Genomic DNA, 15151 nt, shown 5'->3' on the forward strand with positions numbered 1-15151 from the left:
GTCTCACTCGCACCGTTCAGGAGAGGTGGACGATCGCGTACGTACCGATACGCGGGAGGACGACGCTCGCCACGCCGTCGACGACGTCCACCGGTATGACCGCGGGCTCGCCTCCCGGGGCGTGCAATACGGCCGTCGACACGGGATGCGTCACCCGCACCCCGACAGCTACGGCGAACCGCTCCCGAATGCTGTCGGTCACATCGTCGTAGTCGTAGTTGACCAGATGAAGAGCGGACGTGCCATCCGCGAGCGAGTGGATGCTCGCCGCCGCAAGCTCCCCGAGGTCGCCGATCACGTCCGCCGAGGTCAGCGTTGCCACCTGCTCGAGGGTTTTGGCCACCGAGGTGTTCGGGTGCTCCAGGAGTCGTGCGGCGTCATCGCTCTCGAGCTCTGTGCCGTATTCGCCGTTGACGATGATGTTTCCCCCTCGATCGACGAAGTCGACGAGTAACTCGTGCTGGCCGGCGCTCACGTTCCAGACGTCAGGCAAGACGACAGTGCTGTAGCGACCGAGGTCCGATGCGCCGACGTCGGTCGCGCGCAGCGCCTCATCGGGAAAGACGACCGTGTCGAACGTCCTGGTGCTGCGGCTGAGGAGTTCGATGGTCTCCCAGTAGGACGCTGGTCGCGCATCCCGGGCCTCGACGCGCTCGTACCAGCGGTTCTGGTCGAAGAATTGGTCGGAGTCGATGGTCGACCGCATGACGCTCGCCACCGAGTAGATCACCGCGGTGCTGTGCTCGGAGACGTTGGAGGTCACGGCGTCGATCGACTTCAGGAACCGGCCGACCTCGACCGCTAGCTTCCGCGGTACCCAGTACGAGTCCTTGACCTCCGTGCCGAGCCAGGAACCGTATGGAAGCGACATGTTCGCCCCCATCGCACTCGCCTCGAAGATCGTCAGACGGAACAGGTCGCGGGCGCGACCCTCCTGCAGCTTGGTGAGCAGTTCGTCCGTCACGCCGCCGTACGGATTCTCGACAGCGACGAGCGGCTTGCCACGGGAGAGACCGACCCCATGCCGGAAATACCAAGGCTGCTGGTACTTCGTCTCACGCATCTCAGTGACGAGCACATCCACGTCATCGACCATCGCGTCGTAGTAGGGCGCGCAGTCATAGAAGTTGCCGGCGATGCGGATCGGATGATTCTTCGAGGCGGCGTACTCGCGCACGTATGCGGTGATTTCACGGAAGGTTTCCGCGATCGAGAACTCCTGAAAGCGTGTGTAGTGCTCGTAGAGCGGGAAGGTCTGCGGTGCTACGCCTTTTTGGAAGCCCTGATCGCGCAGCCAGGTGCGGTAGTCGAATGTGGCGAGGTCGACCTCGGCGAGTTCGGCTGGCGTGTCGTCGAGGCCGAGGAGGTAGCGACGGAACCCCTTCATGCAGTCCTTGCAGAAGCAGCCACCGTAGCGGAGTGCCAGAAGTGGAACGTCCGTCTCATCGAGCTGAATACCAGGGGCCCCCGCGTCGATCTGGATGCGCACGATCGCTTTGAGGTACTCCCGCCAGACGGGGTTGTTGCGATCGGCCAAGTAGCAGACCTGGCCTTTGCCGTCGACCTCGACCCAGTGGGCGCGGAGCGGCTCGCCGTCGAGGTCGCGGGAGACCACCTCCTCCCAGAGGTCGGAGACTTGCTCCCCGTCGCTGTTCACGAGCCCGTCGGGGAAATAGTGACGGAACGGCTTCCAGGATGCGGGGCCCGTGTCGGCGGAGAAATCACGCAGACCGACGGTGCTGGCCGGGCCCGCACCGCGAAGCTGATTCTGAGCGAGGACCTCGCCGTCGACGACCTCTGCGGGAAACTCCCATGCCTGCGCCTCGAAGACGATGGCGAACAAATCGATGCCGCGGTCTTTCGCGTGGTGGATGAACTCCGAGTCGTTCACGTACCCGTGCTGGCGGAAACGGGCGGGCACCTGTCCGAACGCCTCCTCCTCAAGATAGGAGAGGCTGATGGAACCGCCGCCGAGACCGGCCCAGACGAGTATCGTTCCGCCCATGTCTTCCAGGTCGTCGATCATCGACAACCGGCGCGGCGGCATACTCGGGTGGTAGCAATGCTCGTTCGGATACCATCCGTCGAAGTAGATGCCACGTTCCATGATGTGTCGGAGCTCCATCTCCCCGGCTAGGCGGGGGTTCGTTGTTGTGCGGGGCGGGCGTGCCAAGGCCGAGCGCTCTTGCGGAGCATCAGCTCGGTGGCAAGTGTCAAGGACTGAATACTGGAGAAGTCGGGGGCGAGGACCATCCGGGTGGCCGCCTGACCCATCTGCCAGGCCGGCTGTGCGATGACCGTGACCGGCGGCTCGACCAGGTTCGCCCAGGGGACGTCGTCGAACATCACGACCGAGATATCGTCCGGCACCTTCAGGCCGCGGTCGCGGACGGCGTTCAGGGCTGCCTCGCCGAGGACGTTGTTACTGGCGACGAGAGCGGTCGGCGCTGCCGGTGCCTCGAGGAGGCGGAGTGCGCTGGCGTACGCAGTGTCACGGGTGAACCTTGTTCGCACCACAAGCTGTTCGTCGACCTCTAGGCCGATGTCGGCGTGGGCACGGCGGTAGCCCTCCTCGCGGAGGCGTCCGCTCGTCAGGTTGGATGGGCCGCCCAGATAGCCGACTCTGCGGTGGCCGAGCGCGAGAAGGTACTCGGTCAGAGCGCGCGAGCCGGCGAGGTTGTCGACGAGCACGGACGGCACGTCGATCTCGTCGACAGTGCGGTCGGCGAAGACCACGTTGATGCCGAGGGAGATGGCGCTGCGCCAGGCGTCGCGGTTCTCGCCCGTCGGGAAAGCAATGATTCCATCGACGCGCTGCTCGACCAGTAGGTCGATGTACTCGAGCTCCGTCTCCGGATCCTCACCGCTGGCGCAGAGGATGACATGCCGACCGAGGGTCTTGGCGGTCGCGAGCACCCCCTGGGCGAACTCGCCGTAGAAGTTGTTGGAGATATCGGTGACGATTAGGCCGATGTTGTTCGTGGTCATCCGCTTGAGTCCGCGGCCGAGCGCGCTGGGACGGTAATTCAGCTCCAGAGCGACCGCCTGGATGCGCTGCCGAGTGGCGTCGGCGACTTTGCCCTTGTTGGAAAAGACGCGCGAGACCGTGCCCAAGCCGACGCCGGCGGCCGCCGCGACGTCTTTCATCGTCGCCGGACGAGAGTTCCTATCGTCCGATCTGCTGTTCGGTGTTGTCACTAACGTCCTCCATCGCCTGGGCGCGACGCACTCACGCCGACTGATCCCGCTTGTCGCAGGATACTGACGAAGGCGCCCTGGTAAGCGTCGCTCATTGGGAAGTCACCTCATCGTGTCGATCGGCGGAGAAGAATCGTGGATACGTTTCCACTGTCGAGGCTAGTCACACGCGTCCTGATCTGTCAATGTCGCGTGTACCCCCGGAATAGCTGCCATTCCATCAACAACGGATACGCAGAGGTCTGCGTTGACAGACCTGATTCGATGAACAAGAGTGGAATCGGTTCCAAGTAGACAGACCGCATCGTTGCGGTTGGAAAGGAAACCCCAATGACAATGACCCCGCCGAGCACAATGAGGGCCAGCGTCCTCCACGCGGCAGGAGACGTCAGGACCGACACGGTCCCGGTCACGCCGTTGGGCGACGACCAGGTCCTCGTCCGCATCGCCGCCGTCGGCGTCTGCGGGTCGGACGTGCACTACTTCCACGAGGGCCGGATCGGTCCGTTCGTCGTCGAAGGTCCGCTCATCCTCGGCCATGAGTCGGCAGGGACGATCGTCGCCGTTGGTAGCTCCGTGTCCGCGTCCCGGGTCGGCGAACGCGTGTCCATCGAGCCGCAACGGGCATGCAGAACATGCGTGCAGTGCAAACGCGGTCGGTACAACCTGTGCTCACGGATGGAGTTCTACGCGACCCCACCCATCGATGGCGCGTTCGCCGAGTTCGCCGCGATCCAGGCCGACTACGCGTACCCCATCCCGGACACCATGAGCTTCGAGGCCGCCGCACTCTGTGAGCCGCTGTCGGTCGGCATCTGGAGCAACCAGAAGGCGGGGACGGCCCCGGGTTCGCGCATTCTGATCGCCGGCGCCGGTCCTATCGGCATTGTCGTCGCACAGGTGGCCAGAGCCTTCGGCGCCGCCGAGGTCATCGTCAGCGATCCCGTCGAGGAGCGGCGGGAGGTGGCTCTGAGGTTCGGCGCGACGCGCACCATCGATCCACTCGCGGACGACATCTCCGCCCTGAGCCTCGACGTGGACGCGTTTATCGACGCTTCCGGCGCCCAGCCGGCGATACGCTCCGGCATCCAGGCCGTTGCCCCCGCGGGGCGCGTGGTGCTGGTCGGGATGGGGGCGGACGACGTCGTGCTCCCGGTTTCGCGCATCCAGAGCCGGGAACTGATCGTGACCGGCGTGTTCCGCTACGCGAATACCTGGCCGCTCGCCATCGAGCTCGCGTCGTCGGGGAAGGTCGATCTGGACGCTCTCGTGACCGGCCACTACGGACTGGCCGACGTCGAGGCCGCTCTCAAGGCCGCCGGTCTGCCGTCCACCATGAAGGTCATTGTCACGCCGAACGCGGTGTGACGCCTGCTGCACCCGGCAGGATTCAACACTACCGGGTGCGCGGGTATGGAATCGCTTCCACTATTTCCACCCACGAAAGCCTCCGCGTCGAAGCTGCCTATTCGTCAATCTGGCCCAGATAATCCTTTGTTTGAAAGGGTAATGGCGAAATGTTGACACTCTCGAGATCGCGAGTTACTCTCGTGAGTGGAAACGTAACCACTGAGCTTCCGCTACGACACACAACGAGGTGAAGAACGTAATGAGCACTCGAACAGCGCCAGTCACGCGTTACCTCCCCGCCACGACGAACCCCCGTGGCGCCGTCGCATTCCGTCCGTCGCGACCCTCACCCTCCGTGCACCAGCACAGCGCTCACTTCGCGCCCGCAGCACACCGAGATTAGGAGAATCCGAATGAACCCCCTCACACGAGGCGCAAGCGGCACAGGCCGCAAACGCCGAGCCACACGCATCGTCGCCACGGTGGCCGCCGCCACAGCTCTCGCCCTCGGCCTCGCGGCCTGCGGCTCCGGCACCGGCACCGCAGCATCGGGCACCGTCACAGCCTGGGGCTCTACGGCCGACAGTGCCGTCATTACCCCATCGATCAAGGAGTTCAACGCCGCCAACCCGTCCTCCCAGATCAAGGTCAACCTGTTCGGCACCAACGACTACAAGGACAAGATCCGCACGGCTATCGGCTCCCCACAGGCACCCACCCTGGTCTACACCTGGGGCGGCGGCACGATGGCGCAGTACGTCAAGGCAGGTCTGATCAAAGACATCACCGGCGATCTGGACAGCTCGTACACCGACAAGCTCGTCCCCTCAGTGGCTGCGGGCGGCGTAAACGGTGGCAAGACCTACGCCGTCCCGATGACCGCGACCTCACCCGTCGTCTTCTACTACAACAACGACGTGCTCAAAAAAGCCGGAGTCGAGCAGCCCAAGACCTGGGATGAACTACTTGCCGCAGTCCCGAAGATCAAGGCAGCCGGGTTCGCGCCCATCGCCCTCGGCGGCGGAAGCAAATGGCCGTACCTGATGTGGATCGAGTACCTCGTCGACCGGATCGGCGGACCTCAGGTGTTCCAGAACATCCTGGACAACAAGCCGAACGCCTGGAGCGACCCCGCCGTCATCAAGGCGAACACCATGATCCAAGAGCTCGTGAAGGCCGGCGGCTTCGCCAGCGGCTTCGCCTCTGTCTCGGCGGACACCAATGCCGATCTCGCCCTGATGGTCACCGGCAAGGCCGCGATGCTGTTGCAGGGCGCATGGGCCTACTCCGGCATCTCGCAGATCGATCCAACCTTCGAGTCGAGTGGAAAACTCGGCTTCGGGCCATTCCCCGCAGTCACTGGAGGCAAGGGCGACCCGAAGAACATCGCGGGCAACCCGTCGTCATACTGGGCCATCTCGTCCAAAGCATCGGATGCGCAGACCAAGACCGCCCTCGACTACCTCACCAACACGGTGTGGAATGACAACTACACCAAGTCGATCATCGACGCGGGAAACATCCCACCCGTGAAAGGCGTCGGCGACCAGCTCAAGGGTGATTTCGCCAAGGGTCTCAACCAGATGATCGCGGATGCGCCGAACTTCCAGCAGTCCTGGGACCTGGCACTCTCCCCAGCTGCGTCCGCGGCGTTCTGGACACAGCTCGACCTCCTATTCAACGGCTCAGAGAACCCTCAGCAGTTTTCCGACAACATGAACAAGACCATCGGAAAGTAAATGAGTACGACACGGAACGGTGGGGCCGTCGCCCGCCTCTCGGCCCCGAGCGGATGGCTCGTTGTCCCTGCACTGGTCTTCTTCCTGGTGTTCGCGATCGCGCCCCTGCTCATAGCCCTCGGCCTGAGCTTCACGAGTTGGGACGGCCTCACCGCTCCGGTCTTCAACGGCATCGCCAACTGGGTCAACCAGCTCAGCGACCCAGTTACATACAACGCACTCTGGTTGAGCTTCCAGGTGATCGTGTTCTCCTGGATCGTGCAGACGCCGCTCAGTCTGCTGCTCGGCGTCTTCACGGCAGGCCGCCAGAAGTATCGGTCGGTACTGGCCGCGCTCTACTTCCTCCCCTTGATCCTCTCGTCGGCCGCAATCGCGATCGCCTACAAGGCACTGCTCGATCCCAACTACGGCATCGGTGCGGCCCTCGGCATTCCCTTCCTGTCGCAGGACTGGCTGGGGAACCCGGCGCTCGTCCTCTACGTAGTGATATTCGTGATCGCCTGGCAGTTCATCCCGTTCCACTCACTGCTCTACCAGGCGGGAGCGCGGCAGATCCCGGCGTCCCTATACGAGGCGGCGCAGATTGACGGCGCCGGGCGCGTGAAACAGTTCTTCTTCATCACGATCCCGCAGCTCAAGAACACGATAATCGCCTCCTCCACGCTGATGGTCGTCGGCTCACTCACCTACTTCGACATCGTCTACATCCTCACGCAGGGCGGCCCAGGCTACGCCACGCGGCTGCTGCCGCTCGACATGTACCTCACCGGGTTCTCAGCGAGCGACCTCGGCGGTGCGAGCGTCCTCGCCGTCATCCTGGTAGTGATCGGGCTGCTCCTCGCGGCCGGCCTCACCAAGTTCAGCGGGTTCAACCGCATGTCCAGCCAGCAGGACGGAGCCTGATCATGACGACGATGCAAGAACGCCCGGTGGACGCGCCAACCCAGGTGACGCCGCAGCAGAAGCCCCGCCGCGGCCGGTCCGCCGGGCGCCCCAAGCGCAATGTGATCGGCGGGCTGGCCGGCTACATCTGGCTGGCCGTCATCATCCTGCCGATCTACTACATCGTGATCGCGAGTATCAGCCAGCAGGGTGCCTTCTACACGCAGAACCCACTGCTCCCTCCCGCCCATCCGACCCTAGACAGCTATGCAACGGTGATCAACAGCGGCATCCTGTCATACTTCGCGAACAGCCTGATCGTCACTGTGGTGACAGTGGTCGTGGTCGCCGTGATTTGCTTGCTTGCCGCGTACACGATCGTGCGTTCCCGCGCCCGGTTCGTCCGCGCCACATACTCGCTGTTCCTCCTCGGACTCGCGATCCCGCTGCAGGCGACGATCGTGCCCCTGTTCTTCATGCTCGGGCAGGTCAAGCTGTACGACACCCTGTTCGCGATCATTCTCCCGTCGATCGCGTTCGCCATCCCGATCACCGTGCTGATCCTGGTGAACTTCCTCCGCGACATCCCCAACGAGCTGTTCGAATCGATGCGGGTCGAAGGAGCTGGTCAATGGACGATCCTCCGGCGCCTCGTCGTCCCGATGGCGAGACCGGCGATCGCCACCGTCGTCATCTATGACGCGCTGCAGGTATGGAACGGCTTCCTCCTTCCCCTGGTGTTGACGCAGAGCGAGAACATCCGCGTGCTCCCACTTGCGCTCTGGAACTTCCAAGGGCAGTTCAGCATCAACGTGCCTGCCACGCTCGCCGCGGTGGTGCTCTCTGCCCTTCCGATCCTCGTTCTCTACATCCTCGCCAGAAGGCAGCTCATCAGCGGCCTCACCGCCGGCGTCGGGAAGTAGAACCGACCGCGACTCCCTCGGTGTGAGCCCCCACCACCGAGGGAGTCGCACCTATTGCATCTCTTGACTTCCAACCAGGTCGGACTTATCCGGACCTGGTTGTTCAATTGCTTGGTGCCCACATGGAACTGCGATAGCTGGACAATCCCCAGATGGTGTTTGCGTTGATAACGGATTAGTGTTATCGTCGATTACATGAGCACGAGAACCACCATTATCGAAGCCACAGCTGCATTGCTGGCAGCGTCGCCGAGCGGCGACATTTCCACTCGCGCAATCTGTGACGCAGCTCATGTTCAACAACCCACTCTCTACCGCATCTTCGGAGACAAAGACGGCCTGCTCGCTGCGACAGCAGACTTTGGATTTGAGTCCTATTTGGCGGGCAAGCGTGCCGCGGTGCCGTCCGAGGATCCCGTCGCGGACCTGACCAGGGGATGGGACGCCCACACAGGCTTCGCATTGAGCCACCCAAACCTTTATCGACTCATTTTCGCGCCAGGATTGGGAACCGAGCCGAAGTCGGTCGCCGAAGCCCACGAGCTTCTCACCGAAATCCTTAAGAGGTGCGCGGAAGCGGGAAAGCTTGCCGTTCCCGTTAGCGCGGCGGCAAAGATGGTTCTGGCAGCCAACAGCGGCGTCGCGTTAGCGCTGATAACCAGACCCGAATTCTACGGGTCGGACGACGTTTCGGCTCGCGTTCGCGACGCAACAATCAAAGCGATCGTCGTAGACGGCTCTCTGCCGGCAGGCGAAGCCGCGACTTTGCAAACCGCAGCGGTGACCTTACGCGCGCTTCTCCGATCGGAAGAACCCGCGCCGTTGACGGAGGCTGAGCGGATGCTCCTCGCTGAATGGCTGGATCGCCTGGCGATTCGCTAGAAGTCCAACTCACATGATCTCGTGTCGGGCGATCGCCCGACACGCGCCCTGGCGCGCCCAAAAGCGCGCTGCTACCAACAAGGAAGGGACACTGTTGTGTCGCAAACAACTAACACTCGTGTCGCGCTAGTCACCGGCGCGTCCGGTGGAATCGGTCGAACTGTAGCCGAACGCCTCGCCGCCGATGGATTGGCAATCGCCGTTCACTACGCGGGAAACAAGGCGCGCGCCGAGGAGACGGTCAACGCGATCATGTCGAATGGCGGCCACGCATTCGCCGTTGGCGGCGACGTAGCTAACGAGAACGAGATGCAGGCAGCATTCGATACGGTCGAAGCCCAGTTCGGCGGAATTGACGTCGTCGTGAACACCGCAGGAATCATGCTCCTCGGCCCGCTTCAGCAGTTCGACCTTGACGCCCTTGACCGCATGCACCGCACCAACATTCGTGGAACGTTCGTTGTCGACCAGCAGGCAGCGCGACGGGTTCGCGCGGGTGGCGCCATCATCAACTTCTCCACCACAGTCACGAAGCTTGCAATCCCTGGCTACGCTGCGTACGCGGCAAGCAAGGGCGCTGTGGACGCGATCACCCTCATCCTCGCGAAGGAGCTTCGCGGGCGCGACGTTACAGTCAACGCAGTTGCACCCGGTCCGACCGCCACGCCCCTCTACTTTGAAGGCAAGGACGAGACAACGATCGCTGCCGCGTCCAAAGCCGCACCGCTGGAACGTCTTGGTCAGCCCTCCGACATTGCCGAGGCTGTTTCCTTCCTCGCCGGGCCCGCACGTTGGGTCAACGGACAGGTCATCTATGTCAACGGCGGGGTGATCTGAGCATGGCAAACATCATCGTCATCACGGGCGCCAGCAGCGGCTTCGGAGCACTGACGGCGCGCGCACTCGCAAGCGCAGGCGACACTGTTTACGCAGGAATGCGCGAGACCAAAGGGCGCAATGCGCCGCAGGTGGAAGCGGCCGCCCGGTTTGCAGCCGAGAACGGAGCCGACCTACGCGCGATCGAGCTCGATGTGAACAGCCAGGACTCCGTGGACGCAGCGCTTCGGAGTATCTTCGACACGCACGGCCGAGTTGATGTTGTCATCCACAACGCCGGACATATGGTCACCGGGCCAGCCGAGGCTTTCACGCCCGAGCAACTCGCTCAGCTGTTCGACGTCAATGTGCTCTCTACCCAGCGGGTGAACCGGGCCGCGCTTCCAATCCTTCGGAACCAGGGCCACGGCCTTGTGGTGTGGGTCTCGAGCAGTAGCGTGAAGGGAGGCACTCCGCCCTACCTCGCGCCGTACTTTGCCGCGAAGGCGGCGATGGACTCGCTGGCCGTCAGCTACGCTGCCGAGCTTGCACGATTCGGTGTCGAGACCAGCATCGTGGTTCCCGGCTCTTTCACCTCCGGAACGAACCACTTTGCCCACAGTGGGCGTCCGGCGGACACCGCCATCGAGACCGAATACGATGCGAAGTACCCGGGTCTCATGGAGCAAGTTGGTCAAAAACTGGCCGATCTCGCCCCGAAGGATGCGAACGCATCAATGGTCTCCGACGAGATCGCGCGGATCATCGCGCTGCCCGAAGGTACCCGCCCATACCGCGTTCACATCGATCCCGCGAACGACGGTTCAGAGGAAGTGAGTAACGTCGCAGACCGTATTCGGGGGGAGTTTCTCGAACGGGTAGGCCTCGGAGACCTTCTTCACGTGACGGAAAAGGCCTAACATGCCGCATCGTCGCCCGGCGACGCCTGAAAGCAATGATCACGCCCCGCTGACCAAACGTCAGCGGGGCGTGATCATTGGTATCGTCGCAATTCAGTTGGTAGTTGTTCTCGCTCTCGTCGTCGCAGTCGTTCGCGGCATGCCTGGGTGAGGCGCACTATGCACCGGGTTGAAGGGTTCCTTTGCCGCAGGAGCAGGCGGGAAGCCCGTAGGTCACGGACTCCCCGCCTTGGTTGAGAGCTACGTCCATTACTCTCCGTGGGGCGTCTACCAATCGCCCCGTTTCGGTCGCGCTACTTAGGTTTCGCGCGCCGAAGCTTTGCGGGAAGACGAGCGGGGGGAACAGCGCTCGTCTTCCCTCACCCGCGTGGGAAGGGCGTGGACTCCTTTTTTTCACACGGGTGGCTCGGCGTCAGACGGTTGTAAAACCGCCGTCGATTAGCACGTTCTCGCCGGTGATCATCGCGGCGTCCTTTCCGGCTAGGAATCCGATTAATGCCGCGACTTCTTCTGGCTGCGCAAACCGGCCAACCGGGATCGCAGCCTTCGCTTTTTCGCCCTTCTCCCCAGCCCATGCGGCTTTGCCGAGAGGGGTCTCGACGACGGTTGGGGACACGGCGTTGACCGTTACCCCACCGCGTGCCCATTCCAGCGAAAGGACGTGGGTCAGCCCAACAATTGCTGCCTTGCTGGCGCAGTACGCTGCGTGCTGATCAAGGCCGATGACCGCGGCTTGTGACGCGAGGTTGATGATCCTGCCATAGCCGGCTTCGAGCATCACGCGGCCTGCCGCCTGCGCCATGTAAAAGCTGCCACTCAAATTCACGTCGATGGTTGCTTGCCAACGGCTCGCGGGCACGTCGACAGCTGGGTCAAGCAGCGCAATCCCTGCAGAGTTGACCAGAATGGTGGGCGTGCCAACCACCGCGACAGCCTCAGCGATCGACTCGGATGCGGCCGCTGGGTCTGTGAGATTCTTGACGATTCCGTGATGCCCGCTTCCGGGCAGTTCGCTCATGAGCTCGATGACTCGCTCGCCCAGGTCAACCCCGACGACGCGAGCTCCTCGCTCCGCGAAGTGCCTGGCAACGGTGAGTCCGATCCCGCTGGCAGCGCCAGTCACGACGGCCACTGAATCTTTGAATGTCTGTTCCATTTCTATTCCTCATATTTCTTGATCGCGTCTACCTTTGCGGCTGACGGGCTCGAAGTGTCGAAGTGATATCCGAGCCATTCCTTGGCCAGACGTTTCGCGAGCTCGATGCCGACAACTCGCTGGCCCATGCACAGGACCTGCGCGTCGTTTGACAGGACACTGCGTTCGACGGAATACGAGTCATGTGCGGTCACAGCGCGGATGCCAGGCACCGTGTTGGCAGCGATCGCGACACCAAGACCTGTACCGCAGACGAGAAGGGCACGATCTGCATCGCCTGCGGCGACTTGGCGGGCGGCGGTGACAGCGATGTGCGGGTAGTCAGTGTGGCCGTCGGCCGTGACGCCTACGTCCACAACCGAAGCGACCCGCGGGTCCGATTCGAGCTCCTTCTTCAGAATCTCCTTGTAGGTGAATCCTGCGTCATCGCTACCGACGACGATTCGTAGTGGGGTGATAGTCATATTGAGGTTTCCTTCCAGCTAGCGGCCGGCACGGGACGGCGTGACGATGTGCGAGAGCGACTCGACGATCAGTGCCAGCGATGTTGCACCTGCGTCGGGCGTGCCAATGCTTTTCTCTGCGAGTGGTCGCGCCCTGCCCACCCGCGGTGTGAGCGCTGCAGTCGCTGCGGCGGCACGTGTCGCTTCGGTCGAAGCCAGCGCCCAGGCTTCGTCGAGCGGGCGCCCCTTCTCCACTTCGGTGCGCAGCACCGTGGCGAATGGTTCGAGGGCATCGACGAGGGTTTTGTCGCCTTTGCTTGCTCGTCCAAGGTCAACAATCGCGAGCGCGAACGCGTCGACGGCGTCGACGGCACTTTCGGCCGTGTAATGGTCGCGGGTGTCGGTCAGCGAGTCACCGGCTGCTTCCAGACCCGCTCCCCAGAGCACGCCTGAGGTTCCGCCTGCCTCGGCGGCCCAAGCGCGGCCAGCTCGTGCGAGTAACCACGCGGGCCCCCCGGAGCTTCCGGAAACAGCTCGGAGCGCGGCGTCGGCGCCTTTGACCATTCCACGGCCGTGGTCTCCATCCCCGGCAATGGCGTCGATGTGGCCGAGCTCGACTTCATGGGCGTGAATGGTTTCCGAGATGGTCTGCAGTGCGGCACGAATGAGAGCGCCGACCGCGGCGCCGGCCTCAGAGGTTGCAGGTGTCTGTTCGCTCTCGCCGGTCTCCGCTGCGACGTCTGCCCGGCGCAAGCGGCCGATTTTAGCGTTGTCTTTGCGGTATCCGGGTGCGTAAGCTTCCGCTCGCCACATGGTTTCGAGTTCGTCGCTCAACCACATCAGCGTGAGTGAGCAGCCACCCATATCCAGGCTGGTGACCAGTTCGCCGACTTCCACATCCACCGGCTCAAGACCAGCCTCGCGCAGAAGAGGGCCGATCGAGTTCCAGAGAAGGAACAGCTCCTCATACTTGGTGGTTCCCAGACCGTTCACGATCACGCCGACCCGTGAGGTGGGCGAGATAGGACCTGCGGCAAGTACTCCGTCGACCAGAATTCTGGCGAGGTCTTTTGCCGGCACGAGGGGCGCGTCGTGGATGCCGGGTTCTCCGTGAATCCCGAGCCCAACCCCCATGTGGCCTTCCGGCACCGTGAAGAGTGGCTCGTCGGATCCAGGCATCGTGCACCCGGAGAAGGCGACACCAAATGAACGCGTCGAGTTGTTTGCTTCACGTCCGACTCGTTCAACGTCGTCCAGAGTGTACCCAGCGGCCGCCGCAGCCCCCATCGCCTTGAATACGGTGAAGTCGCCGGCGATACCGCGCCTCTTTTCTTCCACCGGAGCAGACGCGACATCATCGGTCACTAGAACAATTCGGGTGTCGATTCCTTCGCGTCGGAGGCGTTCGGCGGCGATTCCGAAGTTCATGACGTCTCCGGCGTAGTTGCCGAAGGTTAGGATCACGCCACGTCCTTGATTGGCGGCCTTCGCGACTGAGTACACCTGAGCAGCGGACGGGGAAGTGAAGATGTTGCCGACGACAGCGCCGGAAGCGAAGCCGGGCCCGACCAGACCGCAAAATGCCGGGTAGTGGCCCGAACCGCCCCCTACAACGACCGCGACAATCGGCGTCGCTCCCCGGTGCGCCACTGCGCCGCCGGGCACGCCACGGAGTCGGTCCGAGTAGAGGTCGAGAAATCCAGCGAACTGGTCTTCAGCGAATTCGGCTGGGTCGTTGTAGAGGGTAGTCATTTTCTTTCCTATTTCTTCTGGCCCGGGAGGCCCTCGTACGCGATGCTTCCGGTTGTGAGGTTGTCGTTGACCAAAGCGGGAAGGTTCTTTAGGAACGCCTTCTGGTCGGTGACGACGTTCTTCAACGCGTCGTCGACGTTTGCTGATGTGATGGCGGGCATGACGTAGACGGGCTTGGTGTCGACCTTTTCTTTGCGGACGATTTTCGCCGCAACCGCGAGCCCAGTTGCGAGCTCGACGGTGCCGTGCTGCAAGGAAGTGCCGATCATGGTGCCGGACTTGACGGCATTCAGACCGTCTTCGATCCCATCGATGCCGACTACCTTGACGCCGCTCTGCCCGCCTTCGCGTAGGGCCTGGATGGCGCCTAGCGCCATGTCATCGTTCTGTGAGATGACTCCGTTGATTTGTCCGCCGAATGCGGATACCCAGTTGCTCATCTTGTTGACGGCTTCGTCGCGCTTCCAGTTGGCCGTGTCATGCGCGAGGACCTTGATGTCCGGGTGCTTTGCCAGGACGTTGGCGATTCCCTTTCCGCGGTTGATCTGCGGGGAGCTCCCGAGCGGTCCCTCGAGGATCACGACGTTTCCCTTACCACCAAGGGCATCGACCATTTGGTTCGCTTCCTGTTCGCCGGCAGCGACGTCGTCGGGCTGCACACTCGCGTCCAGAGCGGCGCCCGAGAGGGCTGTGTTCACATCGACGACAGGGATGTGCGCCGCCTTCGCGGCGGCAACCTGAGGCTGGAGTGAATCGGCTTGAACGGGGACGATGATGATGGCGTCGACGCCTCCGCTGACGTACTGATTCATCTGATTCGCCTGTGTTGCAACGTCGCCGCCGGCGGAGTTCCACTGCAGGTCGATGTCGTTGGCGGCGGCGTAGGCTTCCATGCCCTGTTTGCCCTGAGTAATGAACGACGACATGTCATACACCGTGACGCCGATGGTGATGCGTTTGCCGCCAGCGCTGGGATCTCCGGCGCCGCATCCGGTTAGGCCGAGTGCGACGGCGGTAATGATGGCAGCGCCTGCGACGCTGTGCTTGCGTTTGAACATATGCGTTCCTTCTCCTTTGAGGGATGTGATGC

At 62.9% G+C, this 15151-nt stretch carries 13 protein-coding genes; 7 read left to right on the top strand and 6 right to left on the bottom strand.

What is annotated here, in order from left to right; genetic code table 11:
* Positions 1 to 16: 16 nt before the first annotated feature.
* On the bottom strand, positions 17 to 2107 hold the full coding sequence (locus ASE16_RS02525; RefSeq protein ID WP_157480006.1) for an alpha-amylase family protein: 2091 nt from the start codon (positions 2105 to 2107) through the stop codon (positions 17 to 19).
* A gap of 26 nt (positions 2108 to 2133) precedes the next feature.
* Positions 2134 to 3147 carry a LacI family DNA-binding transcriptional regulator gene (locus ASE16_RS02530; protein ID WP_055890223.1) on the bottom strand — a complete coding sequence of 338 codons (1014 nt, stop codon included), beginning with the start codon at positions 3145 to 3147 and terminating at the stop codon, positions 2134 to 2136.
* 381 nt (positions 3148 to 3528) lie between these two features.
* On the opposite strand from ASE16_RS02530, the gene ASE16_RS02535 reads away from it, so the two are divergent.
* From ASE16_RS02535 to ASE16_RS02565, 7 genes are all read left to right on the top strand, one after another.
* Complete coding sequence (locus ASE16_RS02535; protein WP_055890225.1) at positions 3529 to 4566, top strand: NAD(P)-dependent alcohol dehydrogenase; 1038 nt, start codon at positions 3529 to 3531, stop codon at positions 4564 to 4566.
* A 395-nt stretch (positions 4567 to 4961) separates the two neighbouring features.
* The gene (locus tag ASE16_RS02540) at positions 4962 to 6287 is read left to right on the top strand and encodes an ABC transporter substrate-binding protein (protein WP_082581166.1); all 1326 of its coding nucleotides are present in this window, start codon (positions 4962 to 4964) and stop codon (positions 6285 to 6287) included.
* Positions 6288 to 7190, top strand: coding sequence for a carbohydrate ABC transporter permease (locus ASE16_RS02545; protein WP_055890227.1), 903 nt, complete (start codon positions 6288 to 6290; stop codon positions 7188 to 7190).
* The gene (locus ASE16_RS02550) at positions 7190 to 8092 is read left to right on the top strand and encodes a carbohydrate ABC transporter permease (RefSeq protein ID WP_414843022.1); all 903 of its coding nucleotides are present in this window, start codon (positions 7190 to 7192) and stop codon (positions 8090 to 8092) included. Before ASE16_RS02545 ends, ASE16_RS02550 begins: the two co-directional genes overlap by 1 nt.
* 195 nt (positions 8093 to 8287) lie before the next feature.
* A complete protein-coding gene (locus ASE16_RS02555) occupies positions 8288 to 8974 on the top strand; it encodes a TetR/AcrR family transcriptional regulator (protein WP_055890229.1) in 687 nt (228 codons plus the stop codon).
* A gap of 96 nt (positions 8975 to 9070) precedes the next feature.
* Complete coding sequence (locus tag ASE16_RS02560; protein ID WP_055890232.1) at positions 9071 to 9811, top strand: SDR family oxidoreductase; 741 nt, start codon at positions 9071 to 9073, stop codon at positions 9809 to 9811.
* Positions 9812 to 9813: 2 nt separating this feature from the next.
* A complete protein-coding gene (locus tag ASE16_RS02565; protein WP_055890235.1) occupies positions 9814 to 10710 on the top strand; it encodes an SDR family oxidoreductase in 897 nt (298 codons plus the stop codon).
* Positions 10711 to 11122: 412 nt separating this feature from the next.
* Here the strand turns inward: ASE16_RS02565 and ASE16_RS02570 are convergent, their stop codons facing one another.
* The 4 genes from ASE16_RS02570 to ASE16_RS02585 are packed head-to-tail and all read right to left on the bottom strand — an operon-like array spanning position 11123 to position 15119.
* Positions 11123 to 11866 carry a GolD/DthD family dehydrogenase gene (locus ASE16_RS02570; protein WP_055890237.1) on the bottom strand — a complete coding sequence of 248 codons (744 nt, stop codon included), beginning with the start codon at positions 11864 to 11866 and terminating at the stop codon, positions 11123 to 11125.
* A gap of 2 nt (positions 11867 to 11868) precedes the next feature.
* On the bottom strand, positions 11869 to 12330 hold the full coding sequence (locus tag ASE16_RS02575) for a ribose-5-phosphate isomerase (protein ID WP_055890239.1): 462 nt from the start codon (positions 12328 to 12330) through the stop codon (positions 11869 to 11871).
* A gap of 18 nt (positions 12331 to 12348) precedes the next feature.
* Positions 12349 to 14061, bottom strand: a complete 1713-nt coding sequence (locus ASE16_RS02580) for a dihydroxyacetone kinase family protein (RefSeq protein WP_055890241.1) — start codon at positions 14059 to 14061, stop codon at positions 12349 to 12351.
* Between the two features lie 8 nt (positions 14062 to 14069).
* On the bottom strand, positions 14070 to 15119 hold the full coding sequence (locus tag ASE16_RS02585; RefSeq protein WP_055890243.1) for a substrate-binding domain-containing protein: 1050 nt from the start codon (positions 15117 to 15119) through the stop codon (positions 14070 to 14072).
* Positions 15120 to 15151 lie beyond the last annotated feature (32 nt).

The sequence above is a fragment of the Leifsonia sp. Root227 genome (assembly GCF_001428745.1).
Taxonomy (GTDB): domain Bacteria; phylum Actinomycetota; class Actinomycetes; order Actinomycetales; family Microbacteriaceae; genus Leifsonia.

Excerpts from the sequence above, each read along its gene's own strand:
- ASE16_RS02570 (WP_055890237.1), bottom strand. The coding sequence starts at position 11,866 with ATGGAACAGACATTCAAAGATTCAGTGGCCGTCGTGACTGGCGCTGCC.
- ASE16_RS02555 (WP_055890229.1), top strand. The coding sequence starts at position 8,288 with ATGAGCACGAGAACCACCATTATCGAAGCCACAGCTGCATTGCTGGCA.
- ASE16_RS02575 (WP_055890239.1), bottom strand. The coding sequence starts at position 12,330 with ATGACTATCACCCCACTACGAATCGTCGTCGGTAGCGATGACGCAGGA.
- ASE16_RS02580 (WP_055890241.1), bottom strand. The coding sequence starts at position 14,061 with ATGACTACCCTCTACAACGACCCAGCCGAATTCGCTGAAGACCAGTTC.
- ASE16_RS02545 (WP_055890227.1), top strand. The coding sequence starts at position 6,288 with ATGAGTACGACACGGAACGGTGGGGCCGTCGCCCGCCTCTCGGCCCCG.
- ASE16_RS02565 (WP_055890235.1), top strand. The coding sequence starts at position 9,814 with ATGGCAAACATCATCGTCATCACGGGCGCCAGCAGCGGCTTCGGAGCA.
- ASE16_RS02530 (WP_055890223.1), bottom strand. The coding sequence starts at position 3,147 with ATGAAAGACGTCGCGGCGGCCGCCGGCGTCGGCTTGGGCACGGTCTCG.
- ASE16_RS02525 (WP_157480006.1), bottom strand. The coding sequence starts at position 2,107 with ATGGAACGTGGCATCTACTTCGACGGATGGTATCCGAACGAGCATTGC.
- ASE16_RS02540 (WP_082581166.1), top strand. The coding sequence starts at position 4,962 with ATGAACCCCCTCACACGAGGCGCAAGCGGCACAGGCCGCAAACGCCGA.
- ASE16_RS02535 (WP_055890225.1), top strand. The coding sequence starts at position 3,529 with ATGACAATGACCCCGCCGAGCACAATGAGGGCCAGCGTCCTCCACGCG.
- ASE16_RS02585 (WP_055890243.1), bottom strand. The coding sequence starts at position 15,119 with ATGTTCAAACGCAAGCACAGCGTCGCAGGCGCTGCCATCATTACCGCC.